The sequence below is a fragment of the Mesorhizobium sp. ES1-3 genome, assembly GCF_020164795.1.
GTDB lineage: Bacteria > Pseudomonadota > Alphaproteobacteria > Rhizobiales > Rhizobiaceae > Mesorhizobium.
On the sequence record NZ_JAIUGW010000008.1, the window covers coordinates 27,710 to 49,846 of the forward strand.

General features: G+C 63.7%; 28 protein-coding genes and 1 riboswitch. Of the genes, 8 read left to right on the forward strand and 20 right to left on the reverse strand.

All coding sequences use genetic code 11. The features are described from left to right. Position 1: 1 nt before the first annotated feature. The 15 genes from LB536_RS13330 to LB536_RS13400 all read right to left on the reverse strand — a co-directional run bounded on the left by LB536_RS13330 (position 2) and on the right by LB536_RS13400 (position 13,424). Entirely contained in the window at positions 2-442 is a 441-nt protein-coding gene (locus LB536_RS13330) for an aconitase X swivel domain-containing protein (RefSeq protein WP_224593008.1), read from the reverse strand. After that, positions 439-1,689: an aconitase X gene (locus LB536_RS13335; RefSeq protein WP_224593011.1), complete on the reverse strand. Its 1,251-nt coding sequence runs from the start codon at positions 1,687-1,689 to the stop codon at positions 439-441. Before LB536_RS13335 ends, LB536_RS13330 begins: the two co-directional genes overlap by 4 nt. Before the next feature lie 73 nt (positions 1,690-1,762). Next, entirely contained in the window at positions 1,763-2,830 is a 1,068-nt protein-coding gene (locus LB536_RS13340; RefSeq protein WP_224593014.1) for an ABC transporter ATP-binding protein, read from the reverse strand. After that, a complete protein-coding gene (locus tag LB536_RS13345) occupies positions 2,830-3,618 on the reverse strand; it encodes an ABC transporter permease (protein ID WP_140763526.1) in 789 nt (262 codons plus the stop codon). The genes LB536_RS13340 and LB536_RS13345 overlap by 1 nt, the downstream gene beginning before the upstream one ends. Continuing rightward, on the reverse strand, positions 3,618-4,481 hold the full coding sequence (locus LB536_RS13350) for an ABC transporter permease (RefSeq protein WP_224593017.1): 864 nt from the start codon (positions 4,479-4,481) through the stop codon (positions 3,618-3,620). The genes LB536_RS13345 and LB536_RS13350 overlap by 1 nt, the downstream gene beginning before the upstream one ends. A gap of 64 nt (positions 4,482-4,545) precedes the next feature. After that, positions 4,546-5,607, reverse strand: coding sequence for an ABC transporter substrate-binding protein (locus LB536_RS13355; RefSeq protein ID WP_140809786.1), 1,062 nt, complete (start codon positions 5,605-5,607; stop codon positions 4,546-4,548). A 39-nt stretch (positions 5,608-5,646) separates the two neighbouring features. Next, positions 5,647-6,624 (reverse strand): PfkB family carbohydrate kinase, encoded by a 978-nt coding sequence (locus tag LB536_RS13360; RefSeq protein ID WP_224593019.1) that lies wholly within the window; start codon positions 6,622-6,624, stop codon positions 5,647-5,649. Next, the gene (locus LB536_RS13365) at positions 6,624-7,652 is read right to left on the reverse strand and encodes an ADP-ribosylglycohydrolase family protein (protein ID WP_411966546.1); all 1,029 of its coding nucleotides are present in this window, start codon (positions 7,650-7,652) and stop codon (positions 6,624-6,626) included. Before LB536_RS13365 ends, LB536_RS13360 begins: the two co-directional genes overlap by 1 nt. Before the next feature lie 24 nt (positions 7,653-7,676). Next, complete coding sequence (locus tag LB536_RS13370) at positions 7,677-8,402, reverse strand: GntR family transcriptional regulator (RefSeq protein WP_224593024.1); 726 nt, start codon at positions 8,400-8,402, stop codon at positions 7,677-7,679. Between the two features lie 365 nt (positions 8,403-8,767). Beyond that, on the reverse strand, positions 8,768-8,932 hold the full coding sequence (locus LB536_RS13375) for a DUF3309 family protein (protein ID WP_023768317.1): 165 nt from the start codon (positions 8,930-8,932) through the stop codon (positions 8,768-8,770). Positions 8,933-9,312: 380 nt separating this feature from the next. Further along, the gene (locus LB536_RS13380; protein ID WP_411908756.1) at positions 9,313-9,993 is read right to left on the reverse strand and encodes a methyltransferase family protein; all 681 of its coding nucleotides are present in this window, start codon (positions 9,991-9,993) and stop codon (positions 9,313-9,315) included. A gap of 202 nt (positions 9,994-10,195) precedes the next feature. Next, positions 10,196-11,212, reverse strand: a complete 1,017-nt coding sequence (locus tag LB536_RS13385; RefSeq protein ID WP_224593030.1) for an ABC transporter substrate-binding protein — start codon at positions 11,210-11,212, stop codon at positions 10,196-10,198. Next, positions 11,205-11,972: an ABC transporter ATP-binding protein gene (locus LB536_RS13390; RefSeq protein WP_224593033.1), complete on the reverse strand. Its 768-nt coding sequence runs from the start codon at positions 11,970-11,972 to the stop codon at positions 11,205-11,207. Before LB536_RS13390 ends, LB536_RS13385 begins: the two co-directional genes overlap by 8 nt. Beyond that, a complete protein-coding gene (locus LB536_RS13395; protein WP_411966548.1) occupies positions 11,969-12,709 on the reverse strand; it encodes an ABC transporter permease in 741 nt (246 codons plus the stop codon). The genes LB536_RS13390 and LB536_RS13395 overlap by 4 nt, the downstream gene beginning before the upstream one ends. A gap of 106 nt (positions 12,710-12,815) precedes the next feature. Next, the gene (locus LB536_RS13400) at positions 12,816-13,424 is read right to left on the reverse strand and encodes a YkoF family thiamine/hydroxymethylpyrimidine-binding protein (RefSeq protein ID WP_140809798.1); all 609 of its coding nucleotides are present in this window, start codon (positions 13,422-13,424) and stop codon (positions 12,816-12,818) included. Then, positions 13,415-13,528: riboswitch (TPP riboswitch) on the reverse strand. It overlaps the preceding gene by 10 nt. 285 nt (positions 13,529-13,813) lie before the next feature. Here LB536_RS13400 and LB536_RS13405 point away from each other — a divergent pair. Continuing rightward, entirely contained in the window at positions 13,814-14,122 is a 309-nt protein-coding gene (locus LB536_RS13405; protein WP_140809800.1) for a hypothetical protein, read from the forward strand. Positions 14,123-14,300: 178 nt separating this feature from the next. On the opposite strand, the gene msrA is transcribed toward LB536_RS13405, so the two are convergent. Then, on the reverse strand, positions 14,301-14,819 hold the full coding sequence (gene msrA / locus LB536_RS13410) for a peptide-methionine (S)-S-oxide reductase MsrA (protein ID WP_224593041.1): 519 nt from the start codon (positions 14,817-14,819) through the stop codon (positions 14,301-14,303). A 176-nt stretch (positions 14,820-14,995) separates the two neighbouring features. After that, positions 14,996-16,564 (reverse strand): glycosyltransferase family 39 protein, encoded by a 1,569-nt coding sequence (locus LB536_RS13415; protein ID WP_224593042.1) that lies wholly within the window; start codon positions 16,562-16,564, stop codon positions 14,996-14,998. A 176-nt stretch (positions 16,565-16,740) separates the two neighbouring features. Here LB536_RS13415 and LB536_RS13420 point away from each other — a divergent pair, with 176 nt between their 5' ends. Continuing rightward, positions 16,741-17,448, forward strand: a complete 708-nt coding sequence (locus LB536_RS13420; protein ID WP_140809804.1) for a hypothetical protein — start codon at positions 16,741-16,743, stop codon at positions 17,446-17,448. A gap of 201 nt (positions 17,449-17,649) precedes the next feature. On the opposite strand, the gene LB536_RS13425 is transcribed toward LB536_RS13420, so the two are convergent. Together LB536_RS13425 and LB536_RS13430 are read right to left on the reverse strand one after the other, a co-directional pair. After that, positions 17,650-17,982 carry a hypothetical protein gene (locus LB536_RS13425; protein ID WP_224593044.1) on the reverse strand — a complete coding sequence of 111 codons (333 nt, stop codon included), beginning with the start codon at positions 17,980-17,982 and terminating at the stop codon, positions 17,650-17,652. Further along, positions 17,975-18,388 carry a hypothetical protein gene (locus LB536_RS13430; protein ID WP_224593059.1) on the reverse strand — a complete coding sequence of 138 codons (414 nt, stop codon included), beginning with the start codon at positions 18,386-18,388 and terminating at the stop codon, positions 17,975-17,977. The genes LB536_RS13425 and LB536_RS13430 overlap by 8 nt, the downstream gene beginning before the upstream one ends. A 516-nt stretch (positions 18,389-18,904) precedes the next feature. On the opposite strand from LB536_RS13430, the gene LB536_RS13435 reads away from it, so the two are divergent. Together LB536_RS13435 and LB536_RS13440 are read left to right on the forward strand one after the other, a co-directional pair. Continuing rightward, a complete protein-coding gene (locus LB536_RS13435; RefSeq protein ID WP_140809808.1) occupies positions 18,905-19,174 on the forward strand; it encodes a hypothetical protein in 270 nt (89 codons plus the stop codon). Positions 19,175-19,253: 79 nt separating this feature from the next. Further along, positions 19,254-19,559, forward strand: coding sequence for a hypothetical protein (locus LB536_RS13440; RefSeq protein ID WP_140809810.1), 306 nt, complete (start codon positions 19,254-19,256; stop codon positions 19,557-19,559). Positions 19,560-19,593: 34 nt separating this feature from the next. Here LB536_RS13440 and LB536_RS13445 read toward each other — a convergent pair whose 3' ends face one another. After that, on the reverse strand, positions 19,594-20,019 hold the full coding sequence (locus tag LB536_RS13445; protein WP_224593061.1) for a DoxX family protein: 426 nt from the start codon (positions 20,017-20,019) through the stop codon (positions 19,594-19,596). 625 nt (positions 20,020-20,644) lie between these two features. Here LB536_RS13445 and LB536_RS13450 point away from each other — a divergent pair. From LB536_RS13450 to LB536_RS13465, 4 genes are all read left to right on the forward strand, one after another. After that, a complete protein-coding gene (locus LB536_RS13450; protein WP_140763456.1) occupies positions 20,645-20,824 on the forward strand; it encodes a DUF3606 domain-containing protein in 180 nt (59 codons plus the stop codon). 188 nt (positions 20,825-21,012) lie between these two features. Beyond that, positions 21,013-21,456, forward strand: coding sequence for a GFA family protein (locus tag LB536_RS13455; RefSeq protein ID WP_224593063.1), 444 nt, complete (start codon positions 21,013-21,015; stop codon positions 21,454-21,456). 125 nt (positions 21,457-21,581) lie between these two features. Then, on the forward strand, positions 21,582-21,818 hold the full coding sequence (locus LB536_RS13460) for a DUF982 domain-containing protein (RefSeq protein WP_140763463.1): 237 nt from the start codon (positions 21,582-21,584) through the stop codon (positions 21,816-21,818). 11 nt (positions 21,819-21,829) lie between these two features. After that, entirely contained in the window at positions 21,830-22,081 is a 252-nt protein-coding gene (locus LB536_RS13465; RefSeq protein WP_224593065.1) for a DUF982 domain-containing protein, read from the forward strand. Positions 22,082-22,137 lie beyond the last annotated feature (56 nt).

A 22,137-nucleotide genomic window follows, 5' to 3' on the forward strand; every position in this document is an offset into this window, starting at 1 on the left:
TTCAGATCTTGCGGACGATCGCCCGACCATCCTCGCGAATGCCTATCGCAAGGCGTTCGCCGGAGACGAGACCTGCTATGTCGCATACGACCAGCGGCATGCTGATTCCGTAGAGAAATTCGGCAACGATAGCGCCGACGGCAAGGATCGGGTCCGGCCGCTCCAAGAGAATGCCCGCCGGCGCGGTGCCGCTGCGGATCGCCTCCGCCAAGACCGAGGATGAGGACGACGAGCCGCGCCCGCTCGGCATGACAAGGATCCTGCCGGCCACATTCTGCCCAAGGCCTGGATGCGAATGATCTGTTATGCCACCTGTCTCGGCGTCGATGCCGCCCCAGAAGCTGAGCGGCTGCGAAAACACCAAGGCCTGCCCTTCGGCGGCGCCGGCCTGTTGGAAAGTGCCCAGCCTTTCAGCCGCGTCCGTTTCAATCCGCTGCGTCATGACGCACTCCGCACGACGTGCCCGATCGCGGCGGACCGGATGCAGTCCCTCATATCGGCGAAGGCGACGGTCACGCCGATATTGCCCGGCGCGTAATGCGCCCATTTGCCGGAATTGGTCATCACCACGCCGTCGAGGCGTTCCAGGATCGAGGTGACATAGGTGCAGGTGTCGGCAACCGCGATCAGGCCGAGTGCTTCCATGCCGTCGAGCGCACCCTCCTCCTGCAGCCGCATCAGCGTCGCGCGCCCGGTGTTGACGTAGATCGGGATCCCCTTGCCTGGCGCTGCCTCTCGTAGCAGCGGCAACAGGCGCATCCACTCTTCATGCGAGAAATGCGGCGTACCCAGTGAGACGGCCGAGAGCGGCGCGCCATCGGGCACTCCAGACAGCCTGGAAAGCGCATGATCAATGTCGGCGCGACTGATGCGAAACGTCTCCTCAGGGGCGTGACCGTGGAACGCCTCTGCAAGCGTCCCCGCCTCGGGCGTGATGCCAGCCGCATGGAACAATGCCACCGCGCCTGTCGTTGCCGCCGCCGCGCCCAGCGCCTTAAGCTGGTCCTCGTCACGCGGTTCCGGCAGGCCCGCGATCACCGGAACACGATCGCCACAGGCTTGCCCAATGATCAGTCCGACGCCGACGAACAGACTGTCGCTCGGCTCTGAACCTGCGATGTCCAGTTCGAACAGGATGCGGCCGCGCCGGTTCTCGCTGAGATGCAAGCCCCAGGCCGGTGCGCGCCCGGTCATGGCGCAGCACAGATCGATGAAATCGCCATAGCGGTTGGTGCGCGCGCCGATCACCGAATTGGCGAAAACGATGGCATTGGATTCGCCCCAGGCGATCTGCTGGCCTAATTCAGGCCGGAAGCGTGTCTGATAAGGCGCGCAGGTGAAGGTCGCCTGGCAGCCAAGCTCCAGATGCGCCTTCATCAACCGCCGCGCCGGCACTTCTTCAGCCACCGGCATCTTGACCATGCCGGGATGGATGAGGTCGAACGAGCCGACATTGAGCGTCGTCGGCACACGTACACGGCCACCGCCCTCGACCAGTCTCTCTACGAAATCGAGCCCTGCCTTGCCGTGATAGAGGCAGCCATCGATATGGGCACCGGTGATGTCGAGCAGGCTGCCCGCGCCGATCGCGTTGGAGAAGGCGACGAGGATTTTCATGGCGGCGGCGGCGGCCGGCCCGTGGTCGCCCTGCAACATCGACTGGTCGTCAGCAGTCAATTCCAGCGTCATCAGTGTGCTCCGGACTTGTGGCCGGATATGCTGTTCCTCATCGCCTGCTGTCTGGCAAGAGCCGAAGCAAGGATCAACCCGCCGTGATCAGCACCGTGCTCTCCGGCGACCACCGCAGCACCACATCCTGCCCCTCCGCTAGCCTGTCAGCGCCAGTGTTCTGCACAATGACCTTCAGCGTCTGTCCGGCGCGTTCGACGAAATAGGTGCTGTTGTTGCCGGCGAAGATGCGCTTCGACACCTGCCCCTTGAGCATGTTGGCGTTGGCGGTATCCATGACTCCGGCATCGGTACCAATGTGGATGCGCTCGGGCCGCACGGCGCAGCTTGCCTTAGCGCCGGCGGCAAGCGTTTCGCCTGCCCCCGCTGCGATCGCCGTGCCATCCGCCAGGCGGATGCCATTGCCGGTCGCATCACCGCGAAAGATGTTCGCGTCGCCGAGGAAGGTGGCGGCGAACTCGCTCTTTGGCCGGTCATAGATCTCTTCCGGCGGCCCCTCCTGCACGAGCCTGCCGTCGCGCAATATGCCGATGCGGTCGCTCATCGTCAGCGCTTCTTCCTGGTCGTGGGTGACGAAGATGGTGGTGATGCCGATCTCGCGCTGGATGCGCTTCAATTCGATCTGCATGTCGACGCGCAGCGCCTTGTCGAGCGCGCCGAGCGGCTCATCCAACAAAAGCACGCGCGGCTTGGTGACGATGGCGCGGGCGAGTGCCACGCGCTGGCGCTGGCCGCCGGAGAGCTGGTGCGGACGCCGCCCGCCGAGCTTGCCCAACTGCACGAGGTCGAGCGCACTCTGCACCTCCGTGGCGATCACCGCCTTGCCCTCGCCGCGCACCGACAGGCCGAAGGCGACATTGTCAGCGACGCTCATATTGGGAAACAGCGCATAGTTCTGGAACACCATGCCGATGCGCCGCTTCTCCACTGGCACCCGCTCGACACTCTCGCCGCCGATGGCAATGCGGCCACTGTCGGGAAAGTCGAAGCCGGCGATTTGCCGCAACAGCGTGGTCTTGCCGCTGCCCGACGGCCCAAGCAGCGCATAGAAGCCGCCATCGGCGAAATCGATGGAGACATCGTCCAGCGCCTTGTGCGCGCCAAAGCTGCGCGAGACGTTCGATACCTGCACTCCGGCCATTATTTCTCTCCGCCGAATTTGAAGAACCGCGCCGTCAGCAGCATCAGCGCCATCGACACGACGATGATGATGGTCGAGACCGCATTGATCTCGGGCGTGAAACCCTTGCGGATCGCGGCGTAGATTTCGACCGGCAACGTCGTCTGGCCCGGCGTCGCCAGGAAATAGGAGACGACGAACTGATCGAACGACACGGCAAAGGCGAACAGCCCGCCGGCAATGACGCCAGGCATGATCCAGGGCAGCGTCACGCGATTGGTCATCTGCCACTGGTTGGCGCCGAGCGAACGAGCCGCCTCTTCCAGTTCAGGTGCAAAAGTCTGCAGCCGGGCCGAGACGACGACGATGACATAGGGCAACGCCAGCGCGACATGGCCGAGCAGGATGGCGAACAGGCCGCGCCCGATGCCGACGCCGAAGAAGAAGATCAGCATCGCCGTGCCGGTGATCAGCCACGGAATGGCGATCGGCGGAAACAGCAGCGCCTGCAGGAATTTCTTGCCGCGAAACTCGTAACGAAAGAGCGCCAGCGACGCCGCCGAGCCGAGCACGGTCGAAATAACAGTGGTGATAACCGCGATCTCGATGCTGTTCCAGGTCGCCGCGATCAGCTGGTCGTTCTGCCACAGCGAGGCGTACCACTCGGTCGTCCATTCGAATGGCAATTGGTAGAAGGGCGAAACATTGAACGACATCAGCGCCATGATGATGATTGGCAAATAGAGGAAGGCGAGCAGCAGCCCGACATAGAGGCGACCCAGCCATTCCAGGATGCGTGTCGTCGCCATCATGCCGCCCTCCGCAGCACGGGCGAAGCGACCCCCAGGATGACCAGCACGACGGCGAGCAGGATGAAGGACAGTGCCGCGCCGAGCGGCCAGTTGAATACGGCGACGAACTGGTCCTCGATGATCGTCCCGTAGAAGGTGCCGGTGCGGCCGCCGAGAATGCGCGGCTCCATGAACGAGCCGACCACCGGCACGAAGATGAGCGCCGCGCCCGCCACCAGCCCTGGCAGCGACAGCGGAATGATCACCCGCTTCAGCACCTGCAGCCGAGAAGCGCCGAGCGAGCGCCCGGCCTCGATCAGCGAGTCGTCGATGGCCTGCAGCGTTAGATAGCAGGTCAGCACCATGTAGGGCACGTAGGAGTGCACCAGCCCGATGATGACGGCCGGATAGGAATACATCAGGTCAATGTTGATCTTGAACGGCAGCACCGCGTTGAGCGCGGTGTCGAGAATGCCGCCTTCACGCAGCACCATCGCCCAGGAGAAGATGCGTACCAGCCCGTTCGACCAGAACGGCAGGATGACCAGCAGGAAGATCGCCTCGCGGCTGCGGCCCTTCAGCACCTTGGCCAGCACATAGGCAGCAGGATAGCCGATGACCACGCACCAGAGCGTCACCTCCAGGCCTAGCCGGAGCGAAGCGAGCGGCAGCGTCAGATAGAGGCTTTGCGAAAAGAAGGCCGCATAATTGCCAAGCGTGAAGGCCCATGGCTTTCCCGTCAGCGGCAGGTCGGTCATGAAGGAGAAGAAGACCATGGCCGAGAGCGGCAGGAAGATCGCCACCGTCAGCCAAAGATAGGCCGGCGCCAGCAGCGGCAGCGCCGATCTCAGCCCGCTGCGCGACGCGACCGCACCTGCCATGATACCCACCTCCCCAGGATTGAAGAACCAGCCGGCGCGAACCGCCGGCTGGTCCCGAAGCTCGTTACTTCACGTCGACCTTGAGCTGCTGCCAGAGCGCCAGATAAGCCTTGCGTTGCGCGTCGGTGATCGGCGCCTGGAACTGGATGCGCTTGGCAACCTCGGGATCGCCCATGACCTTGCGGTTGAAGGCATCCTCGGGAAGCGCGTCCACCGCCTTGGTGTTGGCTGACACCGGCGCGCCGACCTTGGTCACCCATTCGACGTAGAATTTCGGGTCGATCATGTAGTTGATGAAAGCCTCCGCACCGGCAACGTTCTTGGAGCCGACGGGAATGGAGAAGGCGTCGAGCCAGGCAACGGCGCCCTCCTGCGGGATGACCAGCGAGACCGGCAGCTTGAAATGCGTCTTGGCGCGGTCGGCCGAACCGCTCCAATAGGTGCCGATGTCGATCTGGTTGGAGGCAACCATCTGGTTCCAGTCGTTCTCCGAGCTCCAGAAGGTCTTGATCTGCGGCATCAGTGAGGTGAGCTTGGTCTTCACCGCATCCATGTTCTTGATGTCGTTGATGTTCTGGCCCGTAGCGATGGCGCCGAACTGAACCGCCTCGACGGCGTCGTCGCGGATGACGACGCGACCCTTATGCGCTGGATTCCACATTTCGGCGATCGAGGTCGGCGGCTTGTCGAAGGATTTTTCGTTGATGGCAAGCGCTGTCAACCCCCACACCCACGGCACGCCATAGACCTTGCCGTCATGGTCAAGCATCGGCGAACTTGCCTTGTCCTTGCTGATATCGGCATAGTTCGGCAGCTTGGAGGTATCGATCGGCTGGATCAGCTTTTCCGCCATCGCCTGATCGTTGAAGGCGGCGTTGATCATGACCACGTCGTAGAGCCCGGGATTGGTCCGGATCTTGGTCAGCATTTCCTGTTCGGAATTGAAGAAGTCGTTGACGACCTTGTTGCCGGTAGCCTTCTCGAAAGCGGCGATGGCCCACGGCTCGTCGGCGCCGTAGCCCTTCCAGTTGAGCACATGCACTTCGTCGGCCTTGGCGGCGAAGGCGAGTGCGGAGGTGAAGACGGCGGTCGCCGTCAAGAGTGCAGTCAAGTCGGGCATGCGCATGGTTCGTTCCTCTCTGTGTTTGCCCGCTTCTCGGGCTTGTCAGGCTGTTTGATGGGCCTTCTGTGTCCGGCCTGGCCCGCCGGTCGCGGCGGCTTGGCTCAGGAAAGTCTGGATTTCCGCGTCGGTCGGTGCCGATGAGCCGCCGTGGCGTGTCACCGAAATGGCCGCCGCCGCGTTGGCATAGGCCGCGGCATCGAAGGGAGGCACGCCGCGCGCCAACGCGCTGACGAAGGCGCCGATATGCGTATCGCCGGCGCCATTGGTATCGACGGCCGCCACCTTGAAGCCGGCTATGGTCCGTGCAGTGCCGTCGGCCAGCCGGACGAGGCATCCGCCTGCGCCAGCTCGGATGACCACGCCATCGGCCTTCGCGCAATGATCCGTCAGAAGCCGCGAGGCGAGAGCCTCGGCGTCGCCGGTGCCGGCAATCTCGGCCGCCTCCGTCGTGTTGCAGCTCAGCCAGGTCGTGCGGGCAAGCACACGATCGAGAATGGCACGTGGGATGTCCGCAATAACCGGCGTCGGATCGAAGACGAAGGGAACAGCTGCCGGCAACGCCTCGATCCATCCGGTCAGCGCATCGCGGCTCCCAGGATAGCTCAGCGTGTAGCCTGACGTGAACACCCAGTCGTCAGACCCGATCGCCACCGGCGCCATCAGGTCGGGGCTGAGAGCGCTCTCGGCGCCTGGCCACGAGACGAAGGTGCGTTCGGCGTCGCTCGATATCATGGCAACGCAATTGCCGCTGTCCATCAGAGGCGACGGCGGCGTCAGCGTCTCGATGCCTTCGGCGGCGAAGGCAGCACGCAGGAAGTCGCCATTCGGACCGCTGCCGAGCTGGCCGCCAAACACCACCTTCATACCGGTGCGGGCCGCTGCGGCCATCATGTTGAAGCCGCCGCCGGCGACCTGCGCATAGCTCGACGCCGTCTTCTCGCTGCCGGGCGCCGGCAAGGCGTCGATGCGGTAGACATAGTCGACCACCGCGCTGCCGATATGGACGAGACGCCCGCTCATCATGCCGCATCCTTGCCGGAACCGGCGTTGCCGACGCGACCGTTCGACATCCGCGCCGCGACAAGATCGGTGGCCAGCGCCCGAACCTGCGCCATGTCGATGCCCTTGAGATCGGCGATCCGATCCTGCGGCAGATACGAAAAGCCGGTGCAGGCGCCGGCCATACCGGCCGCGATGGCGCCGATCGTGTCGGTGTCGCCGCCAAGATTGGCGCTGATGATTGCCGCCTGCCATGGATCGCCGTCGGCGACTTGCAGCACGGCGAAGGCAGCCGGTACCGATTCCTGGCTGGCGACGCCGGTGCCAACCAGATCGACAATCAACCGGGTCGCGTCCCTCTTCACCTTGCCGCGCACCAGATCCTGCGCCCAGGCGATGCGCGCGGCTATGTCGCCACCGGTCACCCAATGGCCTAGCGTCGCGGCTCGCCGCGCCGCCGCGACCGCGCTGTCGGAGGCCGCGCGCCAGTCGCCACCGGCGATGCCGCGGCTGACAGCGGCCGCGACGGCGGCGGCCGACGCAATCGCGATCGACGTGTTATGCGTCGCCCGGCAGGTCTCGGCCACCTTGGCGACGAACGCATCGAGCGGCTCCAGCGACATCATGATGCCGACCGGCGCGATACGCATGGCCGCGCCATTGGTGTCGCCGCTACGCCCCGCCTCTTCCGCCGGCACGCCATTGTTGATGGCATCAATGGCGCGCTTGGTCGATGGCCCCAGGAGATCGTAGCTGCCGCGCGCCTTGACCTCACGCTCCCAGTCGAGCAGCGCGTTGACCCAACGCGCATGGTCGAAGCGATCGCCGGATTCAATGAGGATGCGGCCAAGCAGCAATGCCTGTTCGGTATCGTCGGTGATGCTGCCGGCCAGCAGCCCCTTCGACACCGGATGGTCGGCGAAAGGCGTCACGAAATCCTCGACATGGCCGTAGAGTTCGGCAATACGGACCGGCGACAGAAGCTGCGTCGGCATGCCGAGTGCGTCGCCCAGCGCGCCGCCGACAAGCGCACCCATTGCGCGATTCATCTCAAACTCGTTGTCCGACATCGCTCAGAATCTCATATGCAGCGCGAAATGCGCGGGGTTGAGCAGGCTGGTGACATATTCGATCGGCCTCTCGTCGGCCGCACGCGTCAGCCGGCGGCCGCGCAAGAACGGCGTGCCTTGCGGACAGCCGAGGATGGCGGCGTCATCGGCATTCAGCTTCTCGATGTCGACCCACTCCTCGCCATGGTCCGGTACCAGCCCCGCCCCGCGCAGCGTCTGGTGCAGCGACCCCTCGCGCAGGCCACGCAGCGGCACGTCCTCCAGTTCGGGCGACAGCGGCAGGCGGCTGCGTTCGATGGAGATGGCGTGACCGTCACTGGCATTGGTGCGCACCCGGTCGACGGCGATGAAGAACGGGCTTTCGACGTCCAGCAAGGTCGCCAGTTCGGCGTCCTCGATGACCTCCAGCCGCAGCGTCCGGGTTTCGGCATTGGCGCCCGCATTGGCCAGCGCTCGCGACCAGCCGATGGCGTCATCGACCGGCTTGCCATCAAAAGTGACGAAGGAGCCGATACCGCCCTTGGTGGTGATCAGCCCGCGACTGGAGAGCTCCTCGAGACCCTTGCGGACGGTATTCCGGCTGACGGAGAAGCGCTGGACGAGCTCGTTCTCGCTCTGCAGCCTGTCACCGAAACCAAGAACGCCGGAGCGTATCTCGTGCTCGAGAACGGTCGCGATCTGCTCGGGCTTGCCCGTGCCGGGAGACAGTTGAACCGCGCGCCGCTTCATATACGTACCTGTTCAGTGAACCTGTATAATCCTGTTCAATATCTTGCTATGTGAACTCTGTCAACGATCGGCGCCCACGGACGCTTCACCGCAAGTCGCCCCGCGTCCGCCCGGCGGCGACCCGGCACTTCGAGGCAATCGCTTTGCTAAAAAGAAAGCCCGCTCCGGGGACACCGGGGCGGGCCTTGGAGGAGAATGAAGGGGTGGGACCCTCTCCTCTTGTTTCCACGGGGGGTGTGGACCGCAATCACCATACGCGAGTCCCGCGGAATGCCGGATCACAAGGCGGCTTGCTTGCATCACAATTCGGTGCCCGGCGACGTGAGCGTGGTCACGCGATTGCGATTGCCGCCGTGATCGAACTGCTAAATGCGTCCCAGAACCACAAGGATGATGACGATGAGCAACACAAGTCCGAGACCGCCACCACCATAATAACCGGTTCCATAGAACGGGCCGCCGCCGAGACCGCTGAAGCCGCCTAGCAGCGCGAGGATTAGAATAATGATAAGTATCGTTCCAAGACCCATGGCCTTCCCTGCTCCTGAATGCGCGCTCTCGCGCGGGTTCAACATCGCGCCATTTCGGATGTTGCAAAGGTATGAACGTTTTAGGGAGGTTGGTGTTCCGCCGGACCATCGCGGCTACGGAACGCTCGGGCCGCAACTCGGAAAGCCGCCTGGACGGCCGGCTTTCCAACCGGCCGGAGGCCAGGAGAGTGCGGTCAAAGCCCCACGGCTGGTTCCGCGGCCTGCTTCAGCCTCAGCGGCGTGAAATTTGCGGAATCTCGCTATTGTCTGAATGCAATCCTGTCCGGATTCCCGTTGACCAACCTCAAACCGCGTCAGTGCGATCCGTTGGCCTATCCCAGAAAAATTGGATTGGCGGCAGTGCCTTGGCGATCTTGCTCTCAGAAGACCCGGTAGCACAACCTGTAGCGCACGCGTTCCATGTAGGCGCGATACTCCGGCACGGCGGCCAACAGCGCCTCCTCGCGCAAGATGCGGTAAAGCTGGAGATAGGTGATCACCGCATAGACCGCGAGATTGTGGAAGGAAAAGGCCGACAGGAGGTAGAGCACATGGCCGGCGAGGTAGCCGGCATAGATCGGATGCCGCACCAGCCGATAGGCACCGCCCGTCATCACACCGCGATTGGCGGGCAGGATCGCAAAAGAGCGCCCCAGCGAGATCTTGCCCCAGATAACGAACAACAGTGCGATGACCTGTAACGGCGCGGCGACGTAAAGGGGGACGAGTGCGATGCCTGGTTGGAGGCTGATCAACGCAACGCCAAAACTGGCCGTCACCGAAACGATGACCGTAAGCGGATTCCAATCACGCGTCACCGGACGCCGCGACAGAAGCAGCCAGGTGAAGGTGAGTATCTCGGAAATCGCCACCAGCGCGGCATTGAGCCGAGTCGGATCCTCGACAAGCTGATAGACGCCGCGATAGACGAACAGCCCCGCGCACAGCAGCGCACAGGCGCGAAAGAAGCCTTCGCGCAGGTCGAGCAGAATCTCGTGCTTGCGCGCCGCGGACAAAAGCCTGTTGTCGGCCGCACGCGAAAGTGTGTCACTTTTTGACATGAGCAAGGCAAGCATCCCGATGACCCCTCGGGGCGACCTTCGCACGCAACCATTGCCGGGCCGTTAACCGAGACGATCGGATCGGCATCAAACCGGATCGAAGGTGAAGGCCGTACCTGCGGTTTGTTGGGCTGCGACCTAGCCACATCCTCGCGTCCAGCGTCGGACGATACGACCTTTTTCGCGGTTTCCGCGTCGGTGCCTATCTGAGGCACCCGTTGCTGAAATATCCCGCGAAATCCGGACGTTGCGCGACAATCTTGCCATCGGCGTCGTGCAGGATGCCGGCGGCGAAGAGATAGGAGCCGATCGCTTCCATCTTGGCCGGATTCATGATGCCGATGGCACCGTCTTGTCCGCGCAGATAGTGCCCCTCGATCAGTGTCTTCAACGAGGCATGGATCAACGCCGGATTGGTCAGGGCGTCCTTGTTGGCCGCGATCAGCAGCGTGGCGGCTTCCTCTGGATGATCGACCGCGAACTGATAGCCGCGCCGCGTTGCCTGGATGAAGGACGACGCCAGTTCTGGGTTTGCCTTGAGATACGCTTCGCTCGAAGAGATGAGCGTCGTGTGCTCGTCGGGGACGCCATAGTCGGCGTAGACGAAGCTGCGCTGCTTGACGCCTTTGAGTTCGGCTTCGACGCCCTCCCAGGTCGATACTTCGAGCGTGAAGTCGACCGAACCGTTGGCCAGCGCCTCGTAGGCGGAAGTGCCGAGCGTCACCGTCTCGAAATCGCCCTTGCCGCCATCATGTCGGATGATGGTCGAAATCAGCGCGTTCTCCCAGGCACTGCCAAAGCCGCCATAGGTCAGGCCATCCAGATCCTTCGGGCTTTTGATCGCGCTGCGCGCCGCATTGAACACCAGCCGACCTGTTTCGGACTGCACGACGGCATAGACGGCCTTCAAGTCGGCGCCGGCGGTCTTCTGGGTGAACAGGCTAATGGTGCCGTTGATGCCGAAATCGGCGACGCGGTTGGCAACAAGCGTGCCGGCGCTGGTGTCGCTGTAAGGCACAATATCGACCTCCAGACCGGCCTCGCGATAAAACCCCTTGTCGCGCGCGACGAACAGCCCGATGTGGTTGGTGTTGACCGTCCAGTCGAGGGCGACGGTCACCTTCCGCGTCGCCGCGAAGGAGCGGCTCGATCCGATGATCAGCGGTACGCTGCCGGCAAGTGTGAGCAGCAGAGCTTGCCTGCGCGTCAAGTCAGTCATGATCATGTCCTTTGGATGGCTGGAGGTTGAGCAAAATATCGAGGATCTCGGCCTCGAGTGCCCCGGCCTGCCGTGTGGCAGCGCAGGTTGGATCGCGCGGGCGCGGCAGTGGCACCTTGATCTCGCGCACGACACGGGCCGGCCGCGCGGACAGCACATAGATGCGGTCGGATAGGAACACGGCTTCGCGTACATCATGGGTGATCAGCAACGCCGTCCAGCGATGATGCCGCCACATCTGTTCGAGCCAGCGCTGCATGGCCGCGCGGGTCAGTGCATCGAGCGCGCCGAACGGCTCGTCGAGCAGCAACATGTCGCGTTCCTGCACCACGGTACGCAGCAGCGCCGCGCGCTGGCGCATGCCGCCCGAAAGCTGCGCCGGGAAATGCCGCTCGAAGCCGGCAAGCCCGAACTCGGCAAACAGCGGCGCGACCCGCGTCCGCGCCGCCTTGCGGCTGACGCCTTGCACCTCGAGCCCGAGGGTCGTGTTGTCGAGGATGCGCCGCCACGGCATCAGCGCGTCGCGCTGCGGCATGAAGGCGAAATGCCTGCCATGATCGTCGAGCGGCGCGCCGTCGAAGAACATCCCACCCTCGCCATGCTCGGCACCGGTCAGAAGCTGGAACAGCGTCGACTTGCCGGCACCCGAGGGCCCAAGGATGGAGACGAATTCGCCGGCATCCACGCGCAGCGAAATGTCGGCGAGCACTTCGAGCCCGCCAAAGGCCTTGCGCATGTGCCGCAATTCGAGCCGGCTCATGCTTGCGGGCCTTTTCCAGCGGTTCGTTCCCAGGGCATGGCAAGACGCTGCAGCAGCACCGTCAGCCCGAACAGGACGAGGGTGAGCGCTGCGCTGACGCCAACGGCGGCGAGCACCAGGTCGGGACGGAAATTGTTCTTGGCGTTGAGCATGTAGATGCCCAGCCCCTTGGCCGCGCCCGCATATTCGGCGAAGATGGCGCCGACGACGGCGTAGGTGATGGAAATCCTGAGGCCAGCGAAGAAATAAGGCAGCGCCGAAGGCAACCGTGCCAGCATGAAGACCCGCCAGCGCCCTGCTCCCATGGCGCGCAGCATCTGCCCGATCTCGACCTCGGTAGCCTCGTAGCCCTGCACCAGGGCCACCAGCATCGGGAAGAAGGTGACCAGCGCCACCAGCATGATCTTGGACATCAGCCCGAAACCGAACCACAGCACCACCAATGGCGCGATGGCGACCAGCGGCAAGGTCTGGCTGACGATGAACACGGGAAACAGCGCGCGCCGCAAAGGCTGGAAGAAGTCGACCAGCATCGATAGCGCGAAGGCGGTACTGAGCGAACAGGCAAAACCGATCAGCGTGGCGCGGATGGTGGGAACGGCGTTGTCGAGCAGCGCGTCACGATTGAGCACCGCCTGTTCGAAGACGCGCGAGGGCGGCGGCAGAACCGTCGGCTTGATGCCGGAATGGTTTGCGTAGAGTTCCCACGCCACGAACACCAGACCGATCGATATCACGGCCGGCGCTGCCTGGGCGAAGGAGCCCGCGAGGTGACGCGGGTTGAATGACGATGAAACCACGAGAGAATGACCTTGACGGCGCTCGCGCGTCGGCGCGAGCGGTTCAGACGGCAGCGGGACTGTTGGCCGAAACCGTGACGTCGAGGGTTACGTGACCTGCGCCTGGCCCGAAGCGGCAGAAGGCTTCATCGAGCGCCGAGAAGATCGCTCCGGCATCGCCGCGCAACTTGGTGCAGAAATTCTTGGAGCGATCGTAGACGCCGGACTGCTTCAGGAAATCGATGCAGCCATAAATCTCGTCCATGTGGTCGTCCGTGCCCATCACATACAGCGAGAACTGCGCCGCCGCTGGCTGGCCGGTGGCGGGCGCACCGCGCACGGCGGCAATGGCGGCTTGCTTGCGCGGGCCGAGTGGCCCGGCAGGTCCGCCGAACGTGTCGGAGCGGCAGATCGGATCGTCCGGCTCACCTGGGCAGCCACGCGAAATGGTGGCCGACAGCACGCAATGCTTGCCGCTGCCGGACGCAGCCACGAAAAGGTCGCGCAGCGCCGGGAACAACACCTCGGGGGGGCCGACCAGCAGGGTCGAGATATCGTCGGTCTCGATCCTGAGCCTGTCGCGATACGGATCGAGCGCGCCGAGCGCGCCCAGGATGACGCCGACAAAATCGTCGGCCATGGGATATAGGGAAACCTGTGCGCCTGAAAACATCGCCCGCCTCGCTCCGCTGGTATTACCCAGATCAGCTTCTAGGGTCTGTGGGCTTGCCGCCCCCGTCTCAGCCCCGACCGTACGGAGCACCCCTGTGGATGGCGGCGTTAAAGCACCATTCGATCGGTTGGGAAAGCTATTTTTTCAGCAAGCTGCGACAAAAGCATTGCGCCAGCGCAGAGGCAATCGGGTGCCCGCCGGCCCGGAAATCTGTCTGGAACCTTCGCGAGGCCGAGAGGTTGTCCCACCAGTCGCCAGACGCAATCGCAGGAAAAGTGCGAAGCGGTTTTCCTGCCGGAATGCGTCAAAACAAAAAGATAGAGCGGTCAGTTGCTTCCGTGAAGCCTGTGAACCGCTCCCGCGACGAATTCACAGAATGGAGACAAGCCATGCTCACGAAAATCCTCGCGGCTTCGGCCTTCACCATTGCCCTTGCAACATCCGCCATGGCGCAAAGCAATAGCGCGGCCGGCGCGGATGGGTCGGGCGGCAGCGGCAAGTCGGTCACCGTAGACCCAAGTACCCCGGCTTCGCCCAATACAATCGACCCGGGCGCAACCAACAGCATAACCACCATGCCAGGAGACATGAATTCCAACGCGGATCAGAATTGCCCGACCAATCCGCAGGGCGCGCAGACGGATGCCAATGGCAACGCGACTGCGCCGACCGTGAACGACAAGAACTGCGGTAAGTAGTCTCGCGGCATGGAAAGCGCGGACGCAAGTTCCGCGCTTTCCATGCGCATTGGTTTTAGTATCCGTCACGACCGGCCGGCGGCTCGCGCCGATTCGAACTGTCAACCACCGGACAGCCGCGATTGATATGGTCTTGCGGCAATCGGCGGGCGCTTATACCTGCCAACTGCCAAGAAACTCATGAAACTGCCTTTTCGCGGACCGGCAGCTTCCAGCCTGGCCTGACGAAATGGCAGGTGTAGCCATTGGGATATTTCTCCAGATAATCCTGGTGCTCCGCCTCGGCCTCCCAGAACGCGCCGGCCGGCGCGAGTTCGGTGACGACCTTGCCGGGCCACAGGCCGGAGGCATCGACATCGGCGATGGTGTCCTCCGCCACGCGCTTCTGCTCCTCGCTGGTGTAGTAGATTGCCGAGCGATAGCTCATGCCGACATCGTTGCCCTGGCGGTTGCGCGTCGTCGGATCGTGGATCTGGAAGAAGAATTCCAGAAGCTGGCGGAAGCTGATTTTCGCCGGATCGAACGTGATCTCGATGGCTTCGGCATGCGTGCCATGATTGCGATAGGTGGCATTAGGCACGTCGCCGCCGCTGTAGCCGACACGCGTGGCGAGGACGCCCGGGAAGCGCCGGATCAGATCCTGCATACCCCAGAAGCAGCCACCGGCAAGCACTGCACGTTCGCTCGAAGTCGCCATGTAAGGTCTCCTCAAAAGGCAATCCCGGGGAAACTGTAGCGGCTTTCAATCGGGAATTGCGCGACAACAAATTCGGATATTCCCGTAGATGGGCATTGTCGCCTGCTTCGTCCAGAGCGGCCATTCGGTTGCACCCGTGAAAGACGCATCAAAGGGAATGGGTTGCATGACGCCGCTCAGATGCGCGGATGCCGGGTCCGGCTGCTGGCGGCAACCGGCAGATACCGCTGACCAGGCGGAATGGCGGCAAAACTGATCGCCACCGGCGGCGCCGCGCGCGACCAGTTAAAAAGAACGGTCTTGACCGGGATATTGCCCAACCATGCCCGCAGCCATGACGGCACGCCAGGACCCCGCCAAACCATCAGCATGCCATGGTCGCGCAACCGCTGCCTCGAGATCCAGGGTGCGAACCGCATATCGAGGTCGGTGAAGATCGACGGCTTGTCATAGGCATTGAGGCCCGCCAGCATGGCGAGATTGGTGTCGCCACCGACGATGTCGAGCCGGCCAGGCGCCGCCGCGTGCCAGATTGCCTCTGCCTCGTCCGAGACAGACTGCGCCGGCCAGCAGACGGCGTCCATGCGTCCGCGCACATTGCAGTTCGTCCAGCGGATGGCCGCATAGGCGCCCGACATGGTGACGATGCAGATGAACGCGCAGACCGCCAGCCTTCGCATCTCAAGGGCACTGAGCCGGTGGCCGAGGAAGGCGAGCACCACCACGCCGACAAGATTGTACATCGGCGCGCCCCAGGCTTCGCCGGCGCCGGTGAACAATGAGGCGACCATGATCAGCGTCGCCGGGCCAAGCCCCATCCACGTGAGATAGACCAGCGTACCGCGCTCGACGGGCTCTTGCGGAGCAGGCGTGCGCCGCAGCAGCCCTGATATCGCCAGCACTAGGAGGAAGCCGCAGAACCCGGCCAGTTGGACACCGACATAGTAGAGGCGCGCACGGTGTTCGCTCACCCAGGCGTCGCGGTCGGCGAAATAGGTTAGCGGCAGGAAATCCATGCGGTAGAGTGCGACGGCCAGCGGCGCGGCGACCGCGAGAAAAACGGCCAGGCCAAGCCATGGCCAGGGTGTCGCCAGCCGGCTCCGCGCGCGCGGCTCGTAGAGCAGCCAGAGGCCGCCGAAGGCAAGCAGCAGGCCGGTGGAGAACTTGGCGTAGAGCCCGATGCCCGACACCAGTCCGAGCGCCAGCCACCAGCCTGGCCCACCGCCGCGGCCGGCGCGCCACAACAGCCAGCAGATCGCGGCCCAGAACGGCATCTGCGCATAGTCGTGATTGAATTGCGGGGTTGGCCAGCCGAAGAAATAGATCGATGGCATCAAAAGCACGGCAGCCAGCGCGCGGCGTTGTCCGAGTATGTCGCGGGCCAGCAGATAGACCAGGACGAAGGTGGCCGAGATCGTCAGTTGGGCGAGCAGATATTGCGGCCAGCGGAACGATCCGGTCAGAAGATGGCTGGTCTCGAGCAGCCAGCCGGGGAGCTGCGGATGCTTGTAGGTCAAAAGCACCCACTCGCGGCCCCACATGAAACCTTCCACGACATCGCCGGGCGGCGCGGGATCGATGAGTGCTGGCACCACCGTCCAGAACAGGATCTGCATCAGGCACAAAAGCGCCAGCAGATACCAGGGGTGCCGAAGCAGGGCGGACCAGACCGACGACGAATCCAGTTCCACGGCAGGCAGCCCTGCCGGCACCCAACGATCGATGGAGTCGTCGATTCCCGCCATGCGGCGCTTAGACCACATCGCCTGGTTTGCCGAACAGTCCCAACATCAAAGCTTACCAAAAAGTATACTTGCAGGTCATTGCAAGGCCAAGATTGAGCAGGAACTACGTCCTCTCATTGCCGACACCGGGCAGAACAGCCCGCACACTGATCCCACTTGAACATCCCGGATACTCGATGCGTCACCAGCATGCCGTCATCCACCACCGCGCGCTCGACTTCTGGCTGGCGCGCGCGGCGGTCCTCGTCATCATCTGCCTGCAGCTTCTGGTGATCAACGATCTTTCGTTCGGCCCACGCTGGCTGGCGCCGGGGCTGGAGGCCGCCCTGCTCGTACCCCTGTCCGTGGCCACCGCCTGGACGCAGGCCGCCACCCAGAAAGCGGTCGAGGAGGAGCACTGGTACCTGGTTGGCCGGTTTCGAGTCATGATCCGTAGGACGGCTCTGGTGATGACCGGCGTCGTCAGCGTCATGAACTGCGGCTCCCTGGTGTTCCTGGTGCGTGCCTTGCTGGCCGGCCACGCCGGCTCCAGCGGCCAGACGCTGCTGGTCGACGCGCTCAACATCTGGATAACCAACGTCATCGTCTTCGCCTTGTGGTTCTGGAGCACCGACCGGGGCGGGCCGCCGACCTGCGGCCTCGTCACACGCGCCCATGCCGATTTCCTGTTTCCGCAAATGACCCTGAGCGACCGCGAAATCCGCGACTGGCTGCCGGGCTTCGTCGATTATTTCTTCCTCGCCTTCACCAATGCAACGGCGTTTTCGCCAACCGACACGTTGCCGCTCTCCCAACGCGCCAAGCTGCTCATGATGGGCGAGGCCATGATCTCACTGCTGACGATCGCGCTTGTCGCGGCTCGAGCCGTCAACATTCTGGCCTGAGGCATGTCACGCAAGCCCGCCGGGCACCGGGAGAACGGCAGACATGAAGATGAAGACCTGAGCGCGCGTCGCCTCGATCCATTCAAACGCGCCTTGGGCCACCTCAGAAGCCACAAACGCAAAAAGCCCGCCCCGGCGCGAGCCAAGGCGGGCTTTGGCTCGACCGAGCCGCAGATTCTCAACGCCAGGCAAGGCCCAGAATCATTCCTCCCCAGCTGGCCTGAACTTCCGCACGATCACCTCGAACAATATATCCGAGAGCACGTCCAGTTGGTTGATGGCGACATCGATGTCCTTGGGCAGCACCGAAAGCACGATCTTCAGATACTGGTCCGGCTTGTCTGCCCGCACCTCGGCGAGGACGCCGGCGCCGTGGGCGCGAAAATCGGCGCGCACGGCGGCAAGAAAATCGTCGCCCAGTGTCTTCTTCGTCCGCTTGCGACGAGGCGCGGAAGCCGGCGGCGCGATAGATGGCTTGCGCCTCGCCGGCCTTGTCTTGGCGCGCTTCGGCCCGGCATCGGCTTCGTCAGCCATTGGCCGGCACCATGGCATTTGGCTGGGCGCCGCTGGCGGAAGCCGTCGTGCCGGCTTTCGGCGCCGATTTGGCTTGGTTGGCGCGCTTCTTCGAGCGGGTGACTTTCTTTCTGGCCCGCTTGCCACGCTTCGGCCTTCCGGCAGGTTTTGCAGCGCTTGATGGTTTTGCAGCATTGGCCCGCGCCTTCAGCCTGGCCATGACAAGACCGACAGCGCGACTGTCGATGCCTGCTTGCGGAAGACGGAAACCGCCCGCCGCCTCCCGCACCATGCCGATCAGCACGCCGGCCGCGACTTCCTCGACACGGCCGAGCCGCGCCCGAGGCGCCGCGCCCTCGAATTCGCCGATGGCGCTGACGACCTCGAGGCCGTCATCGCCGGTGATGATGGTGGCATAGCGGGTCATGGGAGTTTCCCTGAGAAACAGTGACGGAAGAAGGGGTGCGGGGGCACCTGCAACGCCGCGTTCCTTCGCGCCCCCTCTGTCCTGCCGGACATCTCCCCCACATGGGGGGAGATCGGCAGCTTTGGCGCCTCGCCACTCCATCAGACGTTGGAAATTGGCGAAAGCCGTTGAGGCATCCAATCTCCCCCCTCGTGGGGGAGATGTCCGGCAGGACAGAGGGGGGCGCTGTCCCGCCGACGTCCAACCCTCAGCAGCGCGCCGCGTCCTCTGGCATGGCGCCAAAAACACAGAACCCGCCTTGGTGGCGGGTCGTTGGCGCAAATCAGCACCATGGACGAATATGTAGCATGGCCGCCCTCACCGGGTCAACGCGTTTCTAGGAAAAAATTCACATTCGACCGAAAGAGCATGACGCCGGCCCTGACATCCACCCGGCTTTTCATCAGCCGGTTCCTGTGAAATCATCAGCGCCAGCTCATGGAATGATTCCCGTCGCACGGCCTTGTGGAGAGGACGATGGACAGACCAGCCATGGCATCCGTCTTCAGGATGCGGCACGCTCCGGCCACGGTTTCCGGTGTGCGCAGCACTGGCCAGGGCCAGGCGGATCCGATCATCCGGGTGCACTCGCTTGGCGAAGCGATCCGCTTCGTCGCCGGCGCTTATCCCAACTACGACATCGGCACCGTTGCCATAGACTGCGGCGATCCTTCGATCCCGCGCCTCGGCAGCCTGGAGGTCAGGGCGCTGTGGCGCGAATATGGCGAGCGCCTGACGCAGGAGTAGACGCTTCCGGCCGACCAGCGTCCTGGGATCGGAAACGCCGCTGACGCGTTTCCACTGCGATCATTGGAGGGAGCAATCCATGAACGTCGCCAACCTGCAACTCGAAGGTCTGCTGATGGCCGTCGCCTCGATCAACCAAGTCCTGGTCAAAAAGGGGGTGCTCACATCGGAGGAGATCGATATCGCCCTGCGCAAGGCCGAGGCCTCGGAAACCGGCGAGGAGCGGTCCGGAGGCATGTCGGCGTCGAGCCGCGACGCCGTCAATTTTCCGATCCGGCTGCTGGAACTCGCCAACCAGTGCCAACCGGAGGCGGACATGCCGTCCTTTTCGAAGCTGGCCCGCATGGTCGGCCAGATGAAGGAGCCCTATAACGATCAGATGTAAGGCCCTCCTTAAATCTCCCTGCCCCGCGCGGGCTTTAGGCCCTGCCTGGCCATCCCAGGTTCAGCGCCAGAATTCTTCCCGGTCCGTGGACCGCCGCGAACAGCAGTCCGGCCAGGAACGAGAAATGGTCGACGAAGAAGCCGAACTCGGCCTGGTTGCCGGTCCAATGGCTGGGTCCGTGGAAGGCAAAGGCCAGGAACAGCACATAGGCGGCGGCGACCAGGGCGGCCTGCGAAAAGCAGGCGCCGCTCAGAAAACACAGCACCAGCGCCACCTCCAGGATCGCCGCGCACCAGGCGAGGAAGAGCGGGAACGGGAAACCGGCGGCCGCGATATAGCCTGCCGTGGCCTCCATGCCCATGAACTTGAAGGTCACCGCCATCAGGAAGACGGCGGCGAAGATCACGCGGGCAACGAGAAGGGCCGCGGTCTGCCACGGCGATTCTGCGATTTGAGACATGGTTGTATTCCTCCAGTTTCATCAGCCCCAAGGACGCGCCGCCGCGCGCGGATCCGACATCTGCCAGTGATTTTTCATGGCCAGCGATTTTTCATGGACCCGCGATTTTCCTCCCGGTTTGCCGGCCGCCGCGACACGCGCCAGGCGTTCACGAACGATTAACGATGCTGAAACTTGTCGGTAACCAGCAACGTGATATCGTTAGCCGGGGCTAATGCACGGCGTGTCCTGTGCAGTAATTTTGGGCGGGTTGAGTTTGGGCGCAAGTATCAGCTTGGGGACGAAGTCCTATCTGGTCAGGTCACCGGTTCTGGAGTGCGATGGCTGCGGCGGCACCGGACAGGCTTTCCAGTGCCCGCGCTGGACGAGTTCCAACGGCCTTTGCTGTCCCGCCGGCACGCATTACCGCGGCTGCACCGGCGCCAGCGCGCCCTGCGCCGAATGCGGCGCGACCGACAGCCACAGCGCCGACCCGGCCCCTCCATCGGCCTGAACCGGGCCGGCGGTAAGCGCTGGCGGTCACCGCCACCCCGCCATGGAACCAGCATGGCCGATCCGTGTTATGTCTGACCGCGACATCTAGGCGTCCGCGCGACCATGCGGCTTACAGAAAGTGAGGCCCGACATGCCCGACGACAAATCGAAGACCAAACAGGACCGCAAGCTGGTCTCGAGCGAGGAGACTTACGAGGTCGCCGACTTCGCGCGCAAATACGGCATTCCGCAGAGCGAGGCCCAGACCATCATCAAGCGCTACGGTCCTTCGCGCAAGAAGCTCGACAACCACATGGCCGCGCGCGGATAGAAAGGGCCGCGAGGCGGCAACCATTTCGCCGGCGTCGCGTTGGGGATGCCGTGGGCCGCGTCAACCGGGCCCGGCGAACAGGATGTCTTTTTCCCGGTTTCTGGCCAACGAAATGGCGGACGAACATCTGTCGGCTCGTGGCATGCCAAACTGACAAAGCCATGCAGGCGAAAACGGAGGGCGCAACCATGTCCGAGATAACACGCAGGACCGGCAGCTGCCTGTGCGGCGGCGTGCAGTTCGTCGTCACCGGCCAGCCGTCGCGGGTTGGTCTTTGCCACTGCAAGGACTGCCGCAAGGCGGGCGGTTCGGTCTATTCGGCCTTTGCCATCTGGCCGCGCGATGCCTTCGAGACATCGGGCGAAGTGGCCAGCTACGGCACACGCAGCTTTTGCCCGACCTGCGGCAGCCGCCTCGCCTGGGTCGACGACAACGAGGCCGAGGTGATGCTCGGCAGCCTCGACGTCGCACCGACGGACCTGGCACCGCAATATGAATTGTGGACCGGCCGGCGCGAACCCTGGCTGCATGCCTTGCCCGACGCCGAGCAGTTCGAGCATGACCGGCCACAGGCTCAGGGCGCGGATTTGCCCGTGCCCAGGCAGTTGTCGGACGCCGTCGCGCGCGACTGAAAGCAGATTGAAAATTGATCGTTCGGGCTTGGAACCCTGCCCTGGCGGCGACGTTATCCGCCGCTTCCTCTGTGCATGGTCCTGCCCGGGTCTTGGCCGACATGCACGATTCATGGAGACGACCGTTGAACGACAAGATGTTTCCCCGACCGATCCGCTTGAAGTTCTTCCACGGGCGGGAGCGCGTGGTGCGCAGCGCCTGGGAGGGGCTGGAATGCCTCGGTGACTGGCCGGCCGGCCGAGGCCGGCGCTACCGGGCGGCACTGCGCAGCTGCCGCGATGCGCTGGATGGCTGGGCGCCGCCGGAAAAGGCGATGCGGGCGATGATCGACGCCGCGCGCGAGGCGCGCATCCTCCAATAGCGGGAAAAACAATGGCCGATTTGATGCTGTCGACACCGCTGCGGGTCAAGCCGCATGGCTCGGACACGATCCGTGAGGTGGCCACGCTTCAAGACGCCAGTGAAATCCTGATCGACTGGCCACACGCCAAGCGCGGCCCTTTCTACCAGGCCGCGCGCGGAAAGGTCGAGTCGGCGCTGGAGAACGATGAAAGCGCGGCGCAGGCGCAGGCGCAGGAGGCCTTCACCGCGCTGTGCGAGCACGCCGGCCTTCTGGTCAGGTAAGTCAAGCAAGCCCACAAAAAGCAGGCGTACTCGCCTGCTTCGCGGAACTGGGTTCG

What these genes read in the sequence shown, in the direction of transcription:
- LB536_RS13375 (WP_023768317.1), bottom strand. Translation starts at nt 8,932, where the DNA reads ATGGGTCTTGGAACGATACTTATCATTATTCTAATCCTCGCGCTGCTA.
- LB536_RS13450 (WP_140763456.1), top strand. Translation starts at nt 20,645, where the DNA reads ATGCCCGACGACAAATCGAAGACCAAACAGGACCGCAAGCTGGTCTCG.
- LB536_RS13405 (WP_140809800.1), top strand. Translation starts at nt 13,814, where the DNA reads ATGCTCACGAAAATCCTCGCGGCTTCGGCCTTCACCATTGCCCTTGCA.
- LB536_RS13400 (WP_140809798.1), bottom strand. Translation starts at nt 13,424, where the DNA reads ATGTTTTCAGGCGCACAGGTTTCCCTATATCCCATGGCCGACGATTTT.
- LB536_RS13415 (WP_224593042.1), bottom strand. Translation starts at nt 16,564, where the DNA reads ATGGCGGGAATCGACGACTCCATCGATCGTTGGGTGCCGGCAGGGCTG.
- LB536_RS13385 (WP_224593030.1), bottom strand. Translation starts at nt 11,212, where the DNA reads ATGACTGACTTGACGCGCAGGCAAGCTCTGCTGCTCACACTTGCCGGC.
- LB536_RS13465 (WP_224593065.1), top strand. Translation starts at nt 21,830, where the DNA reads ATGGCCGATTTGATGCTGTCGACACCGCTGCGGGTCAAGCCGCATGGC.
- LB536_RS13355 (WP_140809786.1), bottom strand. Translation starts at nt 5,607, where the DNA reads ATGCGCATGCCCGACTTGACTGCACTCTTGACGGCGACCGCCGTCTTC.
- msrA (WP_224593041.1), bottom strand. Translation starts at nt 14,819, where the DNA reads ATGGCGACTTCGAGCGAACGTGCAGTGCTTGCCGGTGGCTGCTTCTGG.
- LB536_RS13335 (WP_224593011.1), bottom strand. Translation starts at nt 1,689, where the DNA reads ATGACGCTGGAATTGACTGCTGACGACCAGTCGATGTTGCAGGGCGAC.
- LB536_RS13365 (WP_411966546.1), bottom strand. Translation starts at nt 7,652, where the DNA reads ATGAATCGCGCAATGGGTGCGCTTGTCGGCGGCGCGCTGGGCGACGCA.
- LB536_RS13425 (WP_224593044.1), bottom strand. Translation starts at nt 17,982, where the DNA reads ATGGCTGACGAAGCCGATGCCGGGCCGAAGCGCGCCAAGACAAGGCCG.
- LB536_RS13455 (WP_224593063.1), top strand. Translation starts at nt 21,013, where the DNA reads ATGTCCGAGATAACACGCAGGACCGGCAGCTGCCTGTGCGGCGGCGTG.
- LB536_RS13390 (WP_224593033.1), bottom strand. Translation starts at nt 11,972, where the DNA reads ATGAGCCGGCTCGAATTGCGGCACATGCGCAAGGCCTTTGGCGGGCTC.
- LB536_RS13360 (WP_224593019.1), bottom strand. Translation starts at nt 6,624, where the DNA reads ATGAGCGGGCGTCTCGTCCATATCGGCAGCGCGGTGGTCGACTATGTC.
- LB536_RS13440 (WP_140809810.1), top strand. Translation starts at nt 19,254, where the DNA reads ATGAACGTCGCCAACCTGCAACTCGAAGGTCTGCTGATGGCCGTCGCC.
- LB536_RS13345 (WP_140763526.1), bottom strand. Translation starts at nt 3,618, where the DNA reads ATGGCGACGACACGCATCCTGGAATGGCTGGGTCGCCTCTATGTCGGG.
- LB536_RS13435 (WP_140809808.1), top strand. Translation starts at nt 18,905, where the DNA reads ATGGACAGACCAGCCATGGCATCCGTCTTCAGGATGCGGCACGCTCCG.
- LB536_RS13420 (WP_140809804.1), top strand. Translation starts at nt 16,741, where the DNA reads ATGCGTCACCAGCATGCCGTCATCCACCACCGCGCGCTCGACTTCTGG.
- LB536_RS13430 (WP_224593059.1), bottom strand. Translation starts at nt 18,388, where the DNA reads ATGACCCGCTATGCCACCATCATCACCGGCGATGACGGCCTCGAGGTC.
- LB536_RS13380 (WP_411908756.1), bottom strand. Translation starts at nt 9,993, where the DNA reads ATGTCAAAAAGTGACACACTTTCGCGTGCGGCCGACAACAGGCTTTTG.
- LB536_RS13350 (WP_224593017.1), bottom strand. Translation starts at nt 4,481, where the DNA reads ATGGCAGGTGCGGTCGCGTCGCGCAGCGGGCTGAGATCGGCGCTGCCG.
- LB536_RS13370 (WP_224593024.1), bottom strand. Translation starts at nt 8,402, where the DNA reads ATGAAGCGGCGCGCGGTTCAACTGTCTCCCGGCACGGGCAAGCCCGAG.
- LB536_RS13330 (WP_224593008.1), bottom strand. Translation starts at nt 442, where the DNA reads ATGACGCAGCGGATTGAAACGGACGCGGCTGAAAGGCTGGGCACTTTC.
- LB536_RS13445 (WP_224593061.1), bottom strand. Translation starts at nt 20,019, where the DNA reads ATGTCTCAAATCGCAGAATCGCCGTGGCAGACCGCGGCCCTTCTCGTT.
- LB536_RS13340 (WP_224593014.1), bottom strand. Translation starts at nt 2,830, where the DNA reads ATGGCCGGAGTGCAGGTATCGAACGTCTCGCGCAGCTTTGGCGCGCAC.